This is a genomic window from uncultured Gimesia sp. (assembly GCF_937910335.1).
Classification (GTDB): domain Bacteria; phylum Planctomycetota; class Planctomycetia; order Planctomycetales; family Planctomycetaceae; genus Gimesia.
Window position 1 is genome coordinate 12,668 of record NZ_CALEMX010000056.1, and the last position, 15,047, is coordinate 27,714.

At 47.6% G+C, this 15,047-nt stretch carries 7 protein-coding genes; 3 read left to right on the top strand and 4 right to left on the bottom strand.

The features are described from left to right. Nucleotides 1-208: 208 nt before the first annotated feature. Together uvrA and Q0668_RS02225 are read right to left on the bottom strand one after the other, a co-directional pair. Complete coding sequence (uvrA, locus tag Q0668_RS02220; protein WP_298859499.1) at nucleotides 209-7,204, bottom strand: excinuclease ABC subunit UvrA; 6,996 nt, start codon at nucleotides 7,202-7,204, stop codon at nucleotides 209-211. Between the two features lie 87 nt (nucleotides 7,205-7,291). After that, entirely contained in the window at nucleotides 7,292-7,747 is a 456-nt protein-coding gene (locus tag Q0668_RS02225) for a hypothetical protein (RefSeq protein WP_298859500.1), read from the bottom strand. A gap of 172 nt (nucleotides 7,748-7,919) precedes the next feature. On the opposite strand from Q0668_RS02225, the gene Q0668_RS02230 reads away from it, so the two are divergent. Beyond that, nucleotides 7,920-8,939, top strand: a complete 1,020-nt coding sequence (locus Q0668_RS02230; RefSeq protein ID WP_298859501.1) for a DUF368 domain-containing protein — start codon at nucleotides 7,920-7,922, stop codon at nucleotides 8,937-8,939. 12 nt (nucleotides 8,940-8,951) lie between these two features. Here the strand turns inward: Q0668_RS02230 and Q0668_RS02235 are convergent, their stop codons facing one another. Both Q0668_RS02235 and sppA read right to left on the bottom strand, forming a co-directional pair. Beyond that, nucleotides 8,952-11,288 carry a VCBS repeat-containing protein gene (locus Q0668_RS02235; protein WP_298859503.1) on the bottom strand — a complete coding sequence of 779 codons (2,337 nt, stop codon included), beginning with the start codon at nucleotides 11,286-11,288 and terminating at the stop codon, nucleotides 8,952-8,954. Nucleotides 11,289-11,379: 91 nt separating this feature from the next. Further along, nucleotides 11,380-13,188, bottom strand: coding sequence for a signal peptide peptidase SppA (sppA, locus tag Q0668_RS02240; RefSeq protein ID WP_298859505.1), 1,809 nt, complete (start codon nucleotides 13,186-13,188; stop codon nucleotides 11,380-11,382). A 328-nt stretch (nucleotides 13,189-13,516) separates the two neighbouring features. On the opposite strand from sppA, the gene Q0668_RS02245 reads away from it, so the two are divergent. Both Q0668_RS02245 and Q0668_RS02250 read left to right on the top strand, forming a co-directional pair. Continuing rightward, nucleotides 13,517-14,326, top strand: a complete 810-nt coding sequence (locus tag Q0668_RS02245; RefSeq protein WP_298859507.1) for a hypothetical protein — start codon at nucleotides 13,517-13,519, stop codon at nucleotides 14,324-14,326. Nucleotides 14,327-14,629: 303 nt separating this feature from the next. Then, on the top strand, nucleotides 14,630-15,047 hold a 418-nt coding region (locus Q0668_RS02250), incomplete at its 3' end, for an aminotransferase class I/II-fold pyridoxal phosphate-dependent enzyme (RefSeq protein ID WP_298859509.1).

Here is a 15,047-nt window from a genome sequence, read left to right on the forward strand (position 1 = left end):
TTATTTAACAGGCCCGATTTATAGTTTGACAGGAGATTTGAGCAACTTGACCTGACTTAGTTTCGATCTTAATACGACGCAGTAATATAGATGACTACTGCCACAGGGGTATGGTATCTCTTAAAAGGAAAAACGTCAACATCTTTTCCCATTTCAGCGCATTTACCGTTGTATCAAACAACCAGTTTCTATTTGTTCCGGGAAGAACTTACTTACCCATCACAGTCAAAAGAGGCTTAAGCGATTTCAACTGAAGTTGTTTTTTATTGTTAAATCGAATTCGTGCCTGCTCTTTGCCTTTGGCGTCTGTTTTGATTTCGCGCTCGGCCCCAAGGTCAGCTATTTTACCTAAAGTGATTTTTTCATTTGACGCTTGAAACGTCAGATCGATTCCTTCCCGTCGTTTGGTGTGAATCGTCAGAAACGGTTTGCTGGCACCTGATTTCATAAAATTGACTAACGATTTATTATCCCATTGGATCAATGAATCTGGATAAGTCTTTTCCAGTAAGTCAAATAATGATTCTAGAAGCGAAACATCCCAGGCTACGCGTTTATGATTCGGAAAGCCTTTCCGGGAAAGATGCCATTTCTTTTTGAGCACTTTCCAGGGCATTATGTCATCCGGATTGATTTTATCTTGATGAATCAGACCGAGGTATTTATCACAGGCCGTTTGCAGAAATTTCTTGAAGGCGCGGGTATCGATTTCTTTCTGCCAATGTATTGTCAGAGTGACTTCCTGCCAGGGGCCTTTAAGATTTTTAACACGGACGCGGTTGGAACGTCCATAAATGGGAAGTTCGTCCAGATTATCCAGTGATTCCAGTGCCAGTTGTTCGCGCAATTCATCCTGCTTAAAGGTATTTCGTTTCACACGAAAACTGAGTCTGAGCAGCCATTCGTCGCCGGTATTTGCATGTAAAAACCAACCCTGTTTTTTAACCGGCCCGTTGACTTCGACAATGCTACGATGATTCCAGTTAATGTCGCCAAAGCCTGATTTGCTTTCGATCACATCAATCACGGATTGCAGCGCTGTTCCCTCCCACTGACAAGCGGCACCAGAGATGGAAACGTGGTCCTGAGTATGCCAGCGTTTCCCATCTTTCTGCCAGGGCATTTGCGCATCCCGACCGATTTGTTTGAGGTCGATATCTCCCGACTGTTTTTTTCCTAAACTTTGCGCATCGAAAACTTCGCGTTCCTCTCGTTTTCCGGTTGAGAGAACCGACTTCAATATTTCGCCGGTGTAAGATCTTAACAACGGAACCTGTTTTGATTTTCGAGAACGGGCTGAAGTGGTCTGCTTCTGAAAGCGTTCGGCATGTTCCACCAGTTTTTCCGGCGAACCGGCGGCGATAATCTGCCCGCCCCCACTACCTGCTTCGGGACCGACATCTACGAGCCAGTCGGCTGTTTTGATCACATCCAGATTGTGCTCAATCACAATGACCGTGTTTCCCAGTTCGACCAGACTGTTGAGAACTTTCAACAGTTTGACGATGTCATCAAAGTGCAATCCCGTTGTCGGTTCATCCAGCAAGTAGAGTGTTTTTCCTGTGCTAGGTCGTGCCAGTTCCGCCGCCAGTTTGACGCGCTGCGATTCTCCGCCTGACAAAGTGGGCGCAGATTGTCCCAAGGTCAGATAATCCAGACCAATGGCACATAATGTTTCCATCGTACGACGAATGGCAGGGATATTTTTAAACAATTCCGCTACGTCGCCAATTGACATCTCCAGGACATCGGCGATGGATTTGCCTTTATATTTGACGGATAATGTTTCCTGATTGTAGCGTTTGCCGTTACAGGTTTCACAGGTGACCCAGACATCGGGTAGAAAATGCATTTCGATACAACGCTGACCGTTTCCATCGCAGTCTTCGCAGCGTCCACCCGAGCGGTTAAAGCTGAAGCGTCCCGGTTGATAGCCGCGCACTTTCGAATCGGGGAGCCTGGAAAAGAGTTCTCTGATCTGATCAAACACGCCGGTATATGTGGCTGGATTAGAGGCGGGCGTATTTCCTAAGGGCTTCTGGTCAACAATGATGGCTTTATTAATCTGATCGAGTCCCAGCAGTTCATCAAAGGGGCCGGGAGCTTCTTTTGAACGATGCAGTTTTTTGGTGACGGCGCGTGCAAGTGTTTCTTCGATTAGAGAACTTTTACCGGAACCGGAGACCCCTGTGATACAGGTAAAGGAGCCAAGTGGAATTGCGAGATCCACTGATTGTAGATTGTTTTGTCGGGCCCCCTTTAGTTCCAGCCAATGACCTGTGGGAGAGACTGCAATTTCTTCCTGGTCCCGTTTTTCATAAATGACACGGCGTTCCTTTGGAAGCGGGATTGATAATTGATCGGAGAGATATTGCCCTGTGAGCGATTTCTTTTTGCGTTTTAACTGTTTGGGAGTCCCCTTACCTACGATGGTTCCGCCGAACCGTCCTGCTCCGGGACCAAAATCAAAAAGCGAGTCAGAAGCTTCGAGTACCTCACGATCATGTTCGACCATTACGATGGTATTGCCGATGTCCCTCAGTTTTTTCAGAGTATTGATCAAACGCGTATTATCGCGGGGATGTAAGCCGATGGTTGGTTCATCTAAGACGTAGAGTACGCCCGTTAAAGAGCGTCCGACTTGACCGGCCAATCGAATTCGCTGACTTTCTCCTCCGGAGAGTGTAGGCAATGCACGACCAAGGGTTAGATATTCCAGGCCGACATCCACCAGAAACTGCAGGCGGCTGGTTGCTTCCTTGATCAGTTCGCCGGCGATCTGTTTTTCCCTTTTGTCAAGCTTTGCCTTTTTGATGAATGCTAGAGCATCTTTCAAGGGGAGTTCACAAAACTGGTTGATGGTTTTTCCCTGAAACCGAACTGCTGCAGCATCGGTGCGCAGCTTGCTGCCATTGCATACGGAACAGGGAACTTCACCGGTCATTTCCTGTAGACGGCTTCGAAATGCAAATGAAAGGCGCGAAGCTTCTTCAATGGCGGGATAGAGCCCTTTGTATTGAAATTGAATTTTTCCCGAATCATCGAGTGAAATCCACCGTTCTTCATCGCCGTATAGAACCAGTCTCTGCTGCTTGACACTGAGTTGATTAAAGGGGACATCCAGTGGAATGCGAAATTGTTTTGCGATGGCTGCCAGGACCTGATGAAATTCCGGATTCGTCCGCGGATCAGGCCAGGCTGCTATCGCGGCGTCTTTCAGACTTCGATTCGGGTCGGGAATCAATTCTGCCAGATTCGTACCCAGTTCCGTTCCCAGGCCTTCACAATATTCGCACCATCCCAAAGGGCTGTTAAAGGAATAATTATGTGGTGTTAATTCTTCGAAGCTGAGTCCACACTGTTCGCAGAAATAAAACAGGCTGAACGTTTCGAAATCCCATTCATTTTCCGGAATTTCATCATCGCAATAGCAGGCATACATCAGCCCTTCCCCGAACGCTAATGCAGACTCGACTGAATCTGCGATTCGTGAACGGTTTTTGGCAGCGACAGTAATGCGATCGATGACGACTTCTACTTCGTGACGACGACGGCGGTCAATCTGGGGTACGTCTTCCAGACGGCATGTGAATCCATCGATTCGTACACGTAGAAAACCCTGCGTTCTTAATTTTTCCCAGAGCGTCTCATATTCCTGTCCGACATTGATTTCGACGGGAGCCAGTAACAGGAGTTTCGTGCCCGCTTCGATTGACAGAATTCTATGAATGACTTCATCTGTCGTTTGCGTTTCCACCGGAACATCACAGTCCGGGCAATACATGGTTCCCAGTCGTGCAAACAATACACGCAGATAATCGTAAATTTCGGTTACCGTGCCGACGGTGGAGCGAGGCGAGTGGCCTGTTGTTTTTTGTTCGATGGCAATCGCTGGAGAGAGGCCATGAATGTGCTCGAATTTCGGTTTGGGCATTTGACCTAGAAATTGTCTGGCGTAGGCAGACAACGATTCCACGTAACGTCGCTGTCCCTCTGCATAGAGCGTGTCCATCGCCAATGAACTCTTGCCACTGCCGCTTGGGCCACAAAACACATTCATCTGATCGCGGGGAATTTGCAGATCCAGATTCTGTAAATTATGTTGCCCTGCTCCGCGAATGGTAATCTGCGAACTGTCTCCTTTTGGATTGCCATTTTGTTTTTGATGAGCGGCCTGCCAGCGTAGATGCGGATTCGTTAATTTTAAGGCCTTTGTTTTTTTCCTGCTTTTTGCAGCTTTGGCAGGCACCAGTTCAGTTTGTTCTCTTAAGGCCAATCCGGTATAAGAATGCTTACATGCGGCTACTTCTTCCGGCGTGCCTTCCACCAGAATTTCGCCTCCCCCTTCGCCTCCCTCAGGTCCGAGATCAATTACCCAGTCCGCTGTTTTTACAACATCGAGATGATGTTCGACGACGAGTACGGTATTACCGGCGTCGACCAAATGGTGCAACACTTTCAGCAGCAACTTGACATCTGCAAAGTGCAAACCGGTGGTAGGTTCATCCAGCAGATAGAATGTGCTTCCTGTGGAGCGTTTGCCGAGTTCCCGCGCGAGTTTGACGCGTTGTGCTTCGCCGCCGGAGAGTGTGGGCGAAGGTTGACCCAACTTGAGATAATCCAGGCCTACATTATGCAGTGATTCGAGGAGTTTTAAGATTTTGGGAACGTTCTGAAAATGTTCAATGGCCTGCTGAATATCCATTTCAAGGACTTCGGCGATATTGGCGCCCTTATATCGAATTTCGAGTGTTTCGTGATGAAATCGGCGGCCTTCACAAATGGGACAGGGGACCCAGACATCCGCGAGAAAGTCCATCTCCAGTTTATTGGCGCCGTGTCCTTCACAGGCTTCGCAGCGGCCTCCCGCTACATTGAAACTGAATCGGCCTGCTTTATAACCTCGCATGCGTGAATCCGGAAGTTTCGCATAGAGATCACGAATCAAGTCGAAGACTTTAACATAGGTTGCGGGATTCGATCGGGGTGTGCGACCAATGGGAGACTGATCAATGTCAATCGCTTTGTCGATGAATTCCAGTCCGGTTACTTTGAGATGTTCGCCTGGATTTCCTTTTCCCTTATTAATCTGTTTATTTAATACGGGCCAGAGAATATCATTTACGAGTGAGCTTTTTCCGGAACCACTTACACCCGTGACACAGATAAAACCTTTGGTGGGAATGACGGCATCAATATTTTTCAGGTTATGATGCTTCGCGCCTTTGATGGTGATCGATTCTTTTTTAATCAGTCGACGTCGGGCTTCCGGGATGGGAATTGTTTCTTTCCCGGAAAGGAATTGGGCCGTCACACTTTGTTTTGCTTTCAGGACTTTTTGAAATGAGCCTTCAGCGACGATGTGCCCGCCGCGAATTCCCGGACCGGGACCAAAATCGACAATATGATCTGCGGCGCGCATGGTTTCTTCGTCATGTTCGACGACAATCACAGTATTGCCTTGATCGCGCAGGTCACACAGGCTTTCCAGGAGCATCGTATTATCGCGGGGATGCAATCCAATAGAGGGTTCATCTAAAATGTAAACCACGCCTACCAGACCACAGCCGATCTGGCCTGCGAGACGAATTCGCTGACTTTCACCGCCGGAAAGTGTGGGAGCGGTCCGGTCGATGGTCAAGTAGTTCAATCCACACCGCAATAGGAAACCCAAACGCCCGCGAATTTCTTTCAAGACCTCGTCTGCAATCAGTACTCCGGTTTCGTCCAGCTCCAGCGATTCAAAAAAAGTGTCCGCCTCTTCAATACTGAACGCGCAAACCTCAGGGAGGGTTTTAGCGGTCGTTTTCTTTCTGCCTCTGGTTGGAAAACTATTCGAAGTAATCCGGACATGGCGGGCCTGTGTATTCAGTCGTGCTCCGTGGCAGCTGGAACATTTGACAAAGTCCATGTACTTTTCAAGTTGTTTCCGGCGCATGGGGTTACTTGTTTTACGATAACTCTCCAGAAGTTCCTCGACGTAACCTTCCCATGTGCCTCCATGCTTCCAGACGCCACCAGAATGTCGCCAACTGAAAGTAATATTTCGTTCGCCGGTCCCATAGAGAAACTGATGCTGCGCTTCAGCGGACAGTTCATTCCAGGGAGTTTTCATAAAACTGTCTTCGGGCAGTTTCAAATCTTTTTCGATGGAACGCGCGACACCGTTGTAGATGTGCCTTCTCCATTTCCCGACTTTTGATAACGGGCCTAATAATTCGAAGGCACCTTTTTGAATGGAGACAGAATCTTTCGAAATCAAGGCTTCTATCGGAAAATCGTAGCGCATGCCTAAGCCATTACATTCATTGCACATTCCGAGCGGGCTATTAAAACTGAAGAGCTGCGGTGTCGGCGGTTCATAACTGATGCCACAATCGGAACAGGCATAGTTTGAACTATAAAGTTTTTCCCGAAGCGTGTTGGTATTCTCTTCCTCGGCATTCTCTTTATCGGCTTTTGCTTTATCGGGATGTTGAGCAGATAATTCTTCCGCGACAATCAGTGTGCCCTTTGACATTTTCAATGCCAGTTCGACTGACTCCGCGAGACGGGAACGACTGATTTTTCCGGCGACAAGACGATCGACGACGACTTCAATCGTGTGTCTCATTTGTCGATCCAGCTGCAGTTGATCGGAAAGCTGGACGATACTGCCATCAACGCGTGCTCTGAGAAAGCCCTGCTTCAATAGATCGTCGAACAGATCTTTATATTCCCCTTTCTGCTGCTGAATTAAGGGGGACAAAATCGAAAAGCGGGTTTTCTCTGGCAACAAGGAGATCGAGTCAATGATGCGTTCGCTGTTTTGCGAGCTGATCGGCTTGCCACATTGTTCGCAGGACCCCGCTCCTACACGGGCAAACAGTACTCGAAGATAATCATAAATTTCCGTAATCGTTCCCACAGTACTGCGCGGATTCCGACCACTCATTTTCTGCTGGATGGAGATGGAAGGCGCGAGACCAGAAATGGAATCGACTTCCGGCTTTGGCATCTGCCCTAGAAATTGACGCGCATAACTGGAGAGCGATTCGACATAGCGTCGTTGCCCTTCGGCATACAGCGTATCAAAAGCGAGCGAACTTTTTCCGGAGCCACTGACTCCGGTCATTACAATCAGTCGATTTCGAGGAAGTTGAACATTTATGTTTTGCAGATTGTGCTCGCGAGCACCTGTAATAATGATATCTGTTTGTGCCATAGACCGCGTTATACCAATCGGATGCTACCGAACTTAGAATCTCAAACGTAAATGTGGTTAAATTGAAGGTATCAATTCCAATTGGATTCAGAGCAGCCCGCCTCCAAAGCTGTCATCATCATCTTCTTTCGTTTCCGTTTCCGTTTCCGTTTCCTTATTTTCTACTTCTTTTTCCACTTCCTGATCTTGCTGTGGAGGGGGATCCGTTTCTGGCGTTTCGTCTTTCGTTGCTGAAACCTCCGTCTCTGGCTGTTCTGAAGGAGTCGTTATTTCTGTGCTTTGATTATCATCAACGGAACGTGCTTTGGCTGCGGCCCGTTCTGAGGAGGACTGTTCTTCTTCCGCTAATTCAAAATAATCAAAATGATAGGGGTCTCGATAGAGACTCCTTTTTTCTTCGACAAGCTGCATGAAGACCTCTTCACCTTCAACCTGTATAGATTTCGAAGCGACATTTCCACTCAATCGAATTGTTTCCCCCGTTCGAGGGCACTTCCAGAGTCGCCTGACATCAAGGTCCAGCTTCAGTCCGGGGCCTTTCATAATGTTTTCTCTTTACTATTGGGGGTCAAAAATCAACGCTTTTCAGAAACGCTTCACTAGATTACACTCTGCTACTCTATGAAAGATACCTGATCCCGTATCCTCTGTTCAATTGCTGGCAAAGAAATAATTGAATCGAAGGTCTATTTGTTCATTAAATCAAGGTTGATTGATGTCTGAATCCGTGCCGTCTGCGTCCGAGTCTGATCCAAAATTTCCCGCGAAGCAGGATTTGATCCAGCTGGGTCGTGGCCTATTAATGGGGGGTGCTGACATCATTCCCGGCGTTTCAGGGGGAACGGTGGCGTTGATTCTGGGAATTTATCAACGCTTGATTACTGCCATCAGTCATTGTGACTCACGGTTATTCAAATTATTACTACAGCGCAAGTGGTCTGAAGCCGCTCTACATCTGGATCTGCGTTTTGTGATTCCCTTAGGTGTCGGAATTTTGACAGGTGTCGTCAGCCTGGCTAGCCTGATGCATTATCTGCTGGATTACCATCTGCAATTGACGCTGTCGCTCTTTTTTGGATTGATTCTGGCTTCCAGTGTTCTGGTGGCACAAATGGTAAAGCGCTGGTCTTTTTCGAATATAATCGCGTTACTGGCTGCACTGCTGGGGATCTATCTTCTGGTAGGAGAATCTTCTGTAAAGGCACCGGAGGGTAACCTGTATATTTTTCTCTGCGGCATGATCGCCATCTGTGCCATGATTCTGCCCGGAATCAGTGGTGCATTGATCCTGGTTCTGTTAGGAAAATATCATGATATCACGGGTTTGCTCAAAACCATTCCGAAGCAGTTGCTGCAAGGGCACATCGACTGGAGTGGTCTGTTAACCGTATTTGTTTTTGTGCTGGGCTGCCTGTTGGGTCTCATCCTGTTCAGCAAAGTGCTGCGTTGGTTGCTGCATTCCTATCATAATTTCACAATGGCTGCGCTGTGTGGCTTGATGATCGGCTCGCTGCGGAAAATCTGGCCGTTTAAGGTCGACATTACAGTCTACGCAAATGATCAGACTGCTGAGACGGTGCCCTTCAAACATCGGATCTATGAAAATGTCTGGCCTGGCGCCTTAGATGGACTTTTCTGGTCCTCACTCTTGATGATTATCGGAGCCGCGTTGTTTGTTTGGGGACTTGACTGGTTATCGAAAAAATATATGACGGAAAATCGAACGGACTTTTAGATCGCCCGCTTCTTATTTACCATCATCTTGTGGATAGAGTAAGATGCGATCATGGCAGAGCAGAATCAGATCTTTTCGATTGTCGCCCGTCACATCTGCAATCAACGCTTCACGCGGATTGACTCCCGTTCGGTTGGAACGGGAAAATGTTTTCTCTTCAAAGACTCTGAAATTTAAAGCGTGTCTTAAACCCTGCTTCTCGCGGTAATTCAAAATTTCCACTTGATTTCTCCGCGTATCAAGAATTACTACATCGGACAATCCATCTCCATTCAAGTCACCGGCGACGGAATCGGTAAAATAGGCCTGCGGGAGTTTTGACTCAAACGAGGCAACTACTTTCAACGATGGAGGAGTTTGCCCCGAGTAGAGAATTCCGAATTGACCGATTCCGAACAGCAACAAGTCTGACTGCTGATCGCCATTCAAGTCGGCCACGTGTGCTGAACGGTATGGAAAGTCTCCAATTTCGACTTCTTTCCAGGGGCGATAGACGTCGGATTCCTTTCGCAGGATTCGCAGTTTTTTCACCCCTAGATCGACGAGCACAATTTCGTCGCCGGGTGCGCCATCCAGATTGATATTCACGGCACCTACTACACGCGCTTTACTTTCCGGTGCATTAAACTGATCAACGACCTGCCATTGGTTAGTTGAATTCAGACTTAATCTGCGGGCGAAATTATTCTGGGCTGTAAGAATCCAGTCGCGTTTTTTGCCACCGATGAAGATCGATTCCGGTTTAATCTCATCCAGATTGATGCCTCCGGAGGGCGTAATTAATTTTGGTGTCTGGTTCGGAATCAACGAAATCATCTTGGGAGATCGAGACAGTCCATAGAATGCCATCAGTTCATAAACACCATCTCCATTGGCATCCAGTTTGATTAATGATTTCGGGCTATCGAGATTGGGTGGTGTACTCGGGAATTTATATTCAGCCCACTCGCCGTCTTTATTCAGGCGCAGCGCCTGTAATTCAAACTTGTAATTGCTTTTGTCTCCGACTTTGGCAATATAAATGAGTTCTGGTGATTGATTTCCATCCAGATCGGCCATTTCAAAAGCTACGGGCTCTCCTTTAACGGGGAGAATTTTGGGAAAGGTTAATCTCTGATTCGTCAGTGAGCTGACGCCGATAATTTTTTCGCGCGTGCTCAATACAAAAACTTCCGCGACTCCATCCCCGTCGCTATCTGCTACGCGTAATTGTTCGACGCCTAGCAATCCTGGATAGGTCTGCCCTAGATCAAGCCCCTGCTCTTTCGTCTGCCTGTAAACCAGCATTTGCGCTGTTTCGGGATCGGAGACAACGAAGTCGGTCAACTTGTCGCCATTAATATCACCGAGATCAAATCCACGGTTGCGGCTGGAACCTTCTGCCCCGAAGCCATGCAGCGTGAGGCGTTTGGGGACATGACCATTTTGATTATGTGCATTCTCTAATTGCTGCATTTTCAGTCGACCGGTTTGCGAATCGATCGTCAGGATTTCGCTCCCCGGTTTTCCATCAATGTTGGAGAGCGTCACGGAACGGGGGTTGGAGAGTTCGAATCTGATTTCCGGTCCCAGATTTGAGTCCTGTTTTTGAAGTCGGGCGCATAGAATCTGATTTTTCCCGTCGCGGGTGGCATAAGTAAAATCATTCCGGCCGTCGCCATCCAGGTCGGCAATCGCAGCAAGTCCTAATTTGGGAGAAGTATTCAAAATTGAGCGAGGCGAACCAAAACGGCCTTTTTGATCCTGCAACAGCAGATAGGTATGATTGGTTCCTAATACGATCAGATCGGTTTTTTTATCAAAATTGAGATCACCGGCTGCAATGGTCCATTGAATGGGCTGCAAGTCGGCTAGCCGAATTCGTGTGCGTTTTGACCAGGTTCCCGATTTAGATTGATACCGAATAATCAAACGATCCGGGAGGGCGAGGTAGGCTAGATCGGTACGGCCATCGCTATTGAAATCGCCGACTGTTAATGCGGAAACGGAAACATCTACCGGAAGTTTAATGTGCTTGAAACGGTCATCACTGGAGATAAAGTTGATCCGATTCTCCGGCTCATCCTCGGTTTGATCCTCTTTACCTGACTTCTGAATCAGGAGATCAATGCGACTGTTACTGTTATCAATCAGGACCAGATCTTTCAGGCCATCCGCGTTGAAATCTTCAGCCAGCATGTTAGACGACCGACTCGATAACTTAAAAATTTCAAGCGGTTTGAATCCGTAATATTGAGCCAGATTGATTTTTTCAGCGGAGCATACCGGCAGCGGCGCTATATAGAATATGATAGTAGCCAGTACAACAAACGATCGCTTACAATCTACTTTGCGTGAACTGTTTAACATCCTGATCTCCTTACCAAAAATCTTTTGCTCTGGCCCTCAGTATCAGACTGAGAGAATCTGCTGAAAACTTACTTCTGAACGAATTCCCTGTCTAATTCACGCGAATATCAAAAGGCATAATCGTCAGTGTTTTTTCCCTAGAGAGCAAGTTAATCAAATCCAGTTTCTGTATTTGATGTGACAGTTCGGGAGAGAGCAAATTTAACATCTTTGAAATTTGCTGACTCTGTTTTGACTGTGCATCCATACTACCAAAAATCTGTTCAAAAGGACTGGTTGCTCTGGGAAGAATTAATTTCTCAAATTTTTCGCCATCCTTGATTTTGCCAAGTTTCCGGGCATGCTCGATGGCTTCATCGAGTGTTCCCAATTGATCTACGAGTCCAATTTCGAGTGCCATGGCCCCGGTATAAACACGACCGCGGGCCAGTTTTTCCAAAGCCGTGTATTCCATTTTACGTCCGGTGGCTGCTTTTTCCGTAAACTGTTTGTAGATCGAGTACATTAATGCAGAGACTGCTGCTCGCTCTGATTCTGTAAAACCGGTCATGGGACTGAAGGCACCACTGTTTTTGCCTCGCGAGATTACACTGGTGGTAATGCCAATTTTTTCATAGAGGCCACCCACGGCAAGTTTACCGCCGACAACTCCAATTGAGCCGGTCAAGGTACCGGGTTCCGCAAAGATTCGATCTGCGCCCATAGAGATATAATATCCCCCGCTGGCAGCAACATCACCCATACTGACGACGATCGGCTTGTTTGCTTTTTCCAGCGAGCGCCACATCAAATCACTGGCTAGGGCACTTCCCCCCGGACTATCGACCCGCAGAACAATTGCTTTCACCTTCTCGTCTTTTGCTGCCTTCTCAACGGCTTTGATAAAGGTATCAGAGCCTAGTACCTTTACACCCATCAAACCTCCCTGAGAACTGGATCCTGACATGATGGCGCCGGTGGCATAAATGACGGCAACACGCGGACCCGGGCCCATACGCTGCGAAGAGTTGATCCCAGAGAACAGATCCATTAATTTCATTAAACCTGCGATACCAGAGAAATCATTGTCGAGACGTTTTTTGGCATACTTCTTTATTACTCTGACTTCCGTTTTGGACTTATCTCCGGTGATCAGTTTGGGAAGTTGATCTTCATAGGCAAGATCATCAATTAAACCCAGTTTTTTTGCATCAGCGGCCATGTAGGGTCCGCCGTTGATGGCTGCTTCTACTTTATCTGGAGACAAACCTCTCGCTTTCGAGATCATCGTGAGGATCTGTCTAAAATAGTCATCTAGCATGGCGCCCATTTCTTCACGAAACGGCTTACTCATTTCCGTGCGTGTGTAGGGTTCGGCAGCCGACTTGTATTCTCCGACACGTAAGATATCCGGTTTGACATCCAGCATATCAAACAGATTTTTATAGAAGCTGACTTCCGCCCTTAAACCAAGCAGGATCAGCGTTGCCGATTCGGGCATGATAATTTTGTCGCAGGCACTTGCGATCAGATAATCTTTTGTCATGCCGGACTCGATCCAGGCATACACTTTTTTATTGCTTTTGCGCACTTTGAAAATGGCTTCGCGCAACTCATTCAGTTTTGCCCAGCCAATTGAAGTTCCCTTGAGGTGCAGAATTACTCCGCTTAGCGATTTATCGTCGGCTGCTTTTTCTAACCGGGCAGTGACCCTGGCGAGTGATTCGGTCACATCACCAAACAGGCCGGGCATTTGTGGCCCTTCGGGATAGGCACCTTTGATAATAATGTGTCCCCAGTTCTGGCGGGTTGGCTTAGCCTCTTCTTCTGCAGCAGAGGTTGTGTTTAGACTCAGGCAAATAGAAGATCCCAAAAGCAGAGCGAATGATAACCATCGACATTTGATAAAAGACAGCGACATCTGAATTCTCCAGTACAGGGACGTATGTATTGATAGAAGAGCGAGAACTATTTTTCTCAGTCAACTTTGTGAGCCGGTCAAATTGAAAACGTTAAAATCAGCTTAATTCCTATAAGCAGTCTAAGGCACACAAGCGGCTACGGTCAAGAAGGAGTTGACTGTTGCTCCCGTTTATTCGCTCGGAAAACGATTCGCTTCGAAAAATTCCTGCTGGAAAATCCAAAAAGTGTTGTCAGGGGATGCTTCTTTTGTCACACTGGTGGGTAGAGTCACTTAAGAGACAAGGTGTGTCTGCTCATTTCCGTTCACTTCATTTGGTTTTTACAATATGCCAGTACGATCCTTATTTCTTGCTGTTTTCTGTGTCATTACATTTTCCAGTTCGCTTTTTGCGCAAGGCTTGATCTGGGAACTGCCCGCGGATGGTTCGTGGGTCCGATTTGAGGGCACTTATGAAAAAGAAATGCCTGGTCCGGAATCCAATGATTTGCCTGTGAAGCTGAAATGGACGCGTCATGTGATTATTAGTTCTGTCGGTTCCGAAATGGCGGAATTTGAAGGTGAACAAACTGCCTGTCGCTGGCTTGAGTTCAAAAACATCACTGGCAAGGAAACGGAATCGGGAGTGGCGCCTGGTGTCTCCGGCCCTCGCATTTATAAAGTATTAATCCCTGAAAAAGCGATCGACGGTAAGATTATTGACCAGAATCAGATACCGGTCACCTTTCTCCCGATCATTCGTGGTTATCGAAAAATCGGTGACAGGCCCGTTGAGCCTCTGAAAACGAATGTATTGCGGTTTTACCCGATGATTACGATGCTCGAACATTACACCAAATGGGACTCGGAGGGAGAGCCCGCAAGCATAGATATTCCTACAGGCGCTGTTTCCGCCCGCGAATACAAGGGGACTTTCATGAGCGAGAGCCCTTCGACGCGTTCCAAGAATGTAGGAACCATCTGGCGGACTGACAAGATTCCTTTTGGCGTTGCGAAATGGACGGTTGAGGTCACACGTGACACTAAAGGAGGGACTCAGCCTCGGACGGACTTCAAACGGACCTCTCTGGTTAATGTAGCGATGTCGGCCCATGAAACAGGCAAAAACGCTGAGAGTGAACTACCCGCGTCCCGTTAGGCGACTGAATATTCAGGGATTTCAGATCGCGCGACGAATATCGGTGCGTGAAGGCCGGCATTTCACGCTTTGATTCACGGGTCTCAGATTGCAGCTTTCCGGGTAAAACCGTTTTTTCCTTAGAATCCTGTTCGATTTTCAAACAAGGGCATCGGAGACTTGACGCTGCGGGCGCAGGTGAAAAGAATCGTGTGGTTTCGAACATTATTGATTCCCGGTTGTCATAACTGAGGGATCAATTCCGGTTGGCGGAGTTGTCAGTCCCGGTCTCTCTCATTACTTTCGCAGGCAAAGAAAACGATTATGTCGATGCAGCTTTCCGCTACGGTCCAGAAACTAAAACCCTCAGCTACGATTGCCGCTGCCGCCAAAGCGAAAGAGTTGAAAAGTACCGGAGTCAAGGTTTATGAGTTTACACTGGGTGAGCCGGATTTCAATACCCCGGCTCATATTCGTGAGGCAGCCAAAGAGGCGATGGATGCGGGCCAAACCCGTTACACGCCGGCGGCAGGTACGCTGGAGGTCAAGCAGGCGATCTGCGATGCCTATCAGCGCGACTATGGTTTAAACTACAAGCCGAATCAGGTTGTGGTTTCGAATGGTGCCAAGCACTCCATACATAATGTATTGACGGCCTTGTGTGGTCCCGGGGATGAAGTCATCATTCCCACTCCCTACTGGGTGAGTTACAGCGCGTTGGTCGAACTGACTGGTGCGACTC

Coding starts and splice junctions, on each gene's coding strand:
- uvrA (WP_298859499.1), bottom strand. CDS start 7,204: ATGGCACAAACAGATATCATTATTACAGGTGCTCGCGAGCACAATCTG.
- sppA (WP_298859505.1), bottom strand. CDS start 13,188: ATGTCGCTGTCTTTTATCAAATGTCGATGGTTATCATTCGCTCTGCTT.
- Q0668_RS02225 (WP_298859500.1), bottom strand. CDS start 7,747: ATGAAAGGCCCCGGACTGAAGCTGGACCTTGATGTCAGGCGACTCTGG.
- Q0668_RS02230 (WP_298859501.1), top strand. CDS start 7,920: ATGTCTGAATCCGTGCCGTCTGCGTCCGAGTCTGATCCAAAATTTCCC.
- Q0668_RS02245 (WP_298859507.1), top strand. CDS start 13,517: ATGCCAGTACGATCCTTATTTCTTGCTGTTTTCTGTGTCATTACATTT.
- Q0668_RS02235 (WP_298859503.1), bottom strand. CDS start 11,288: ATGTTAAACAGTTCACGCAAAGTAGATTGTAAGCGATCGTTTGTTGTA.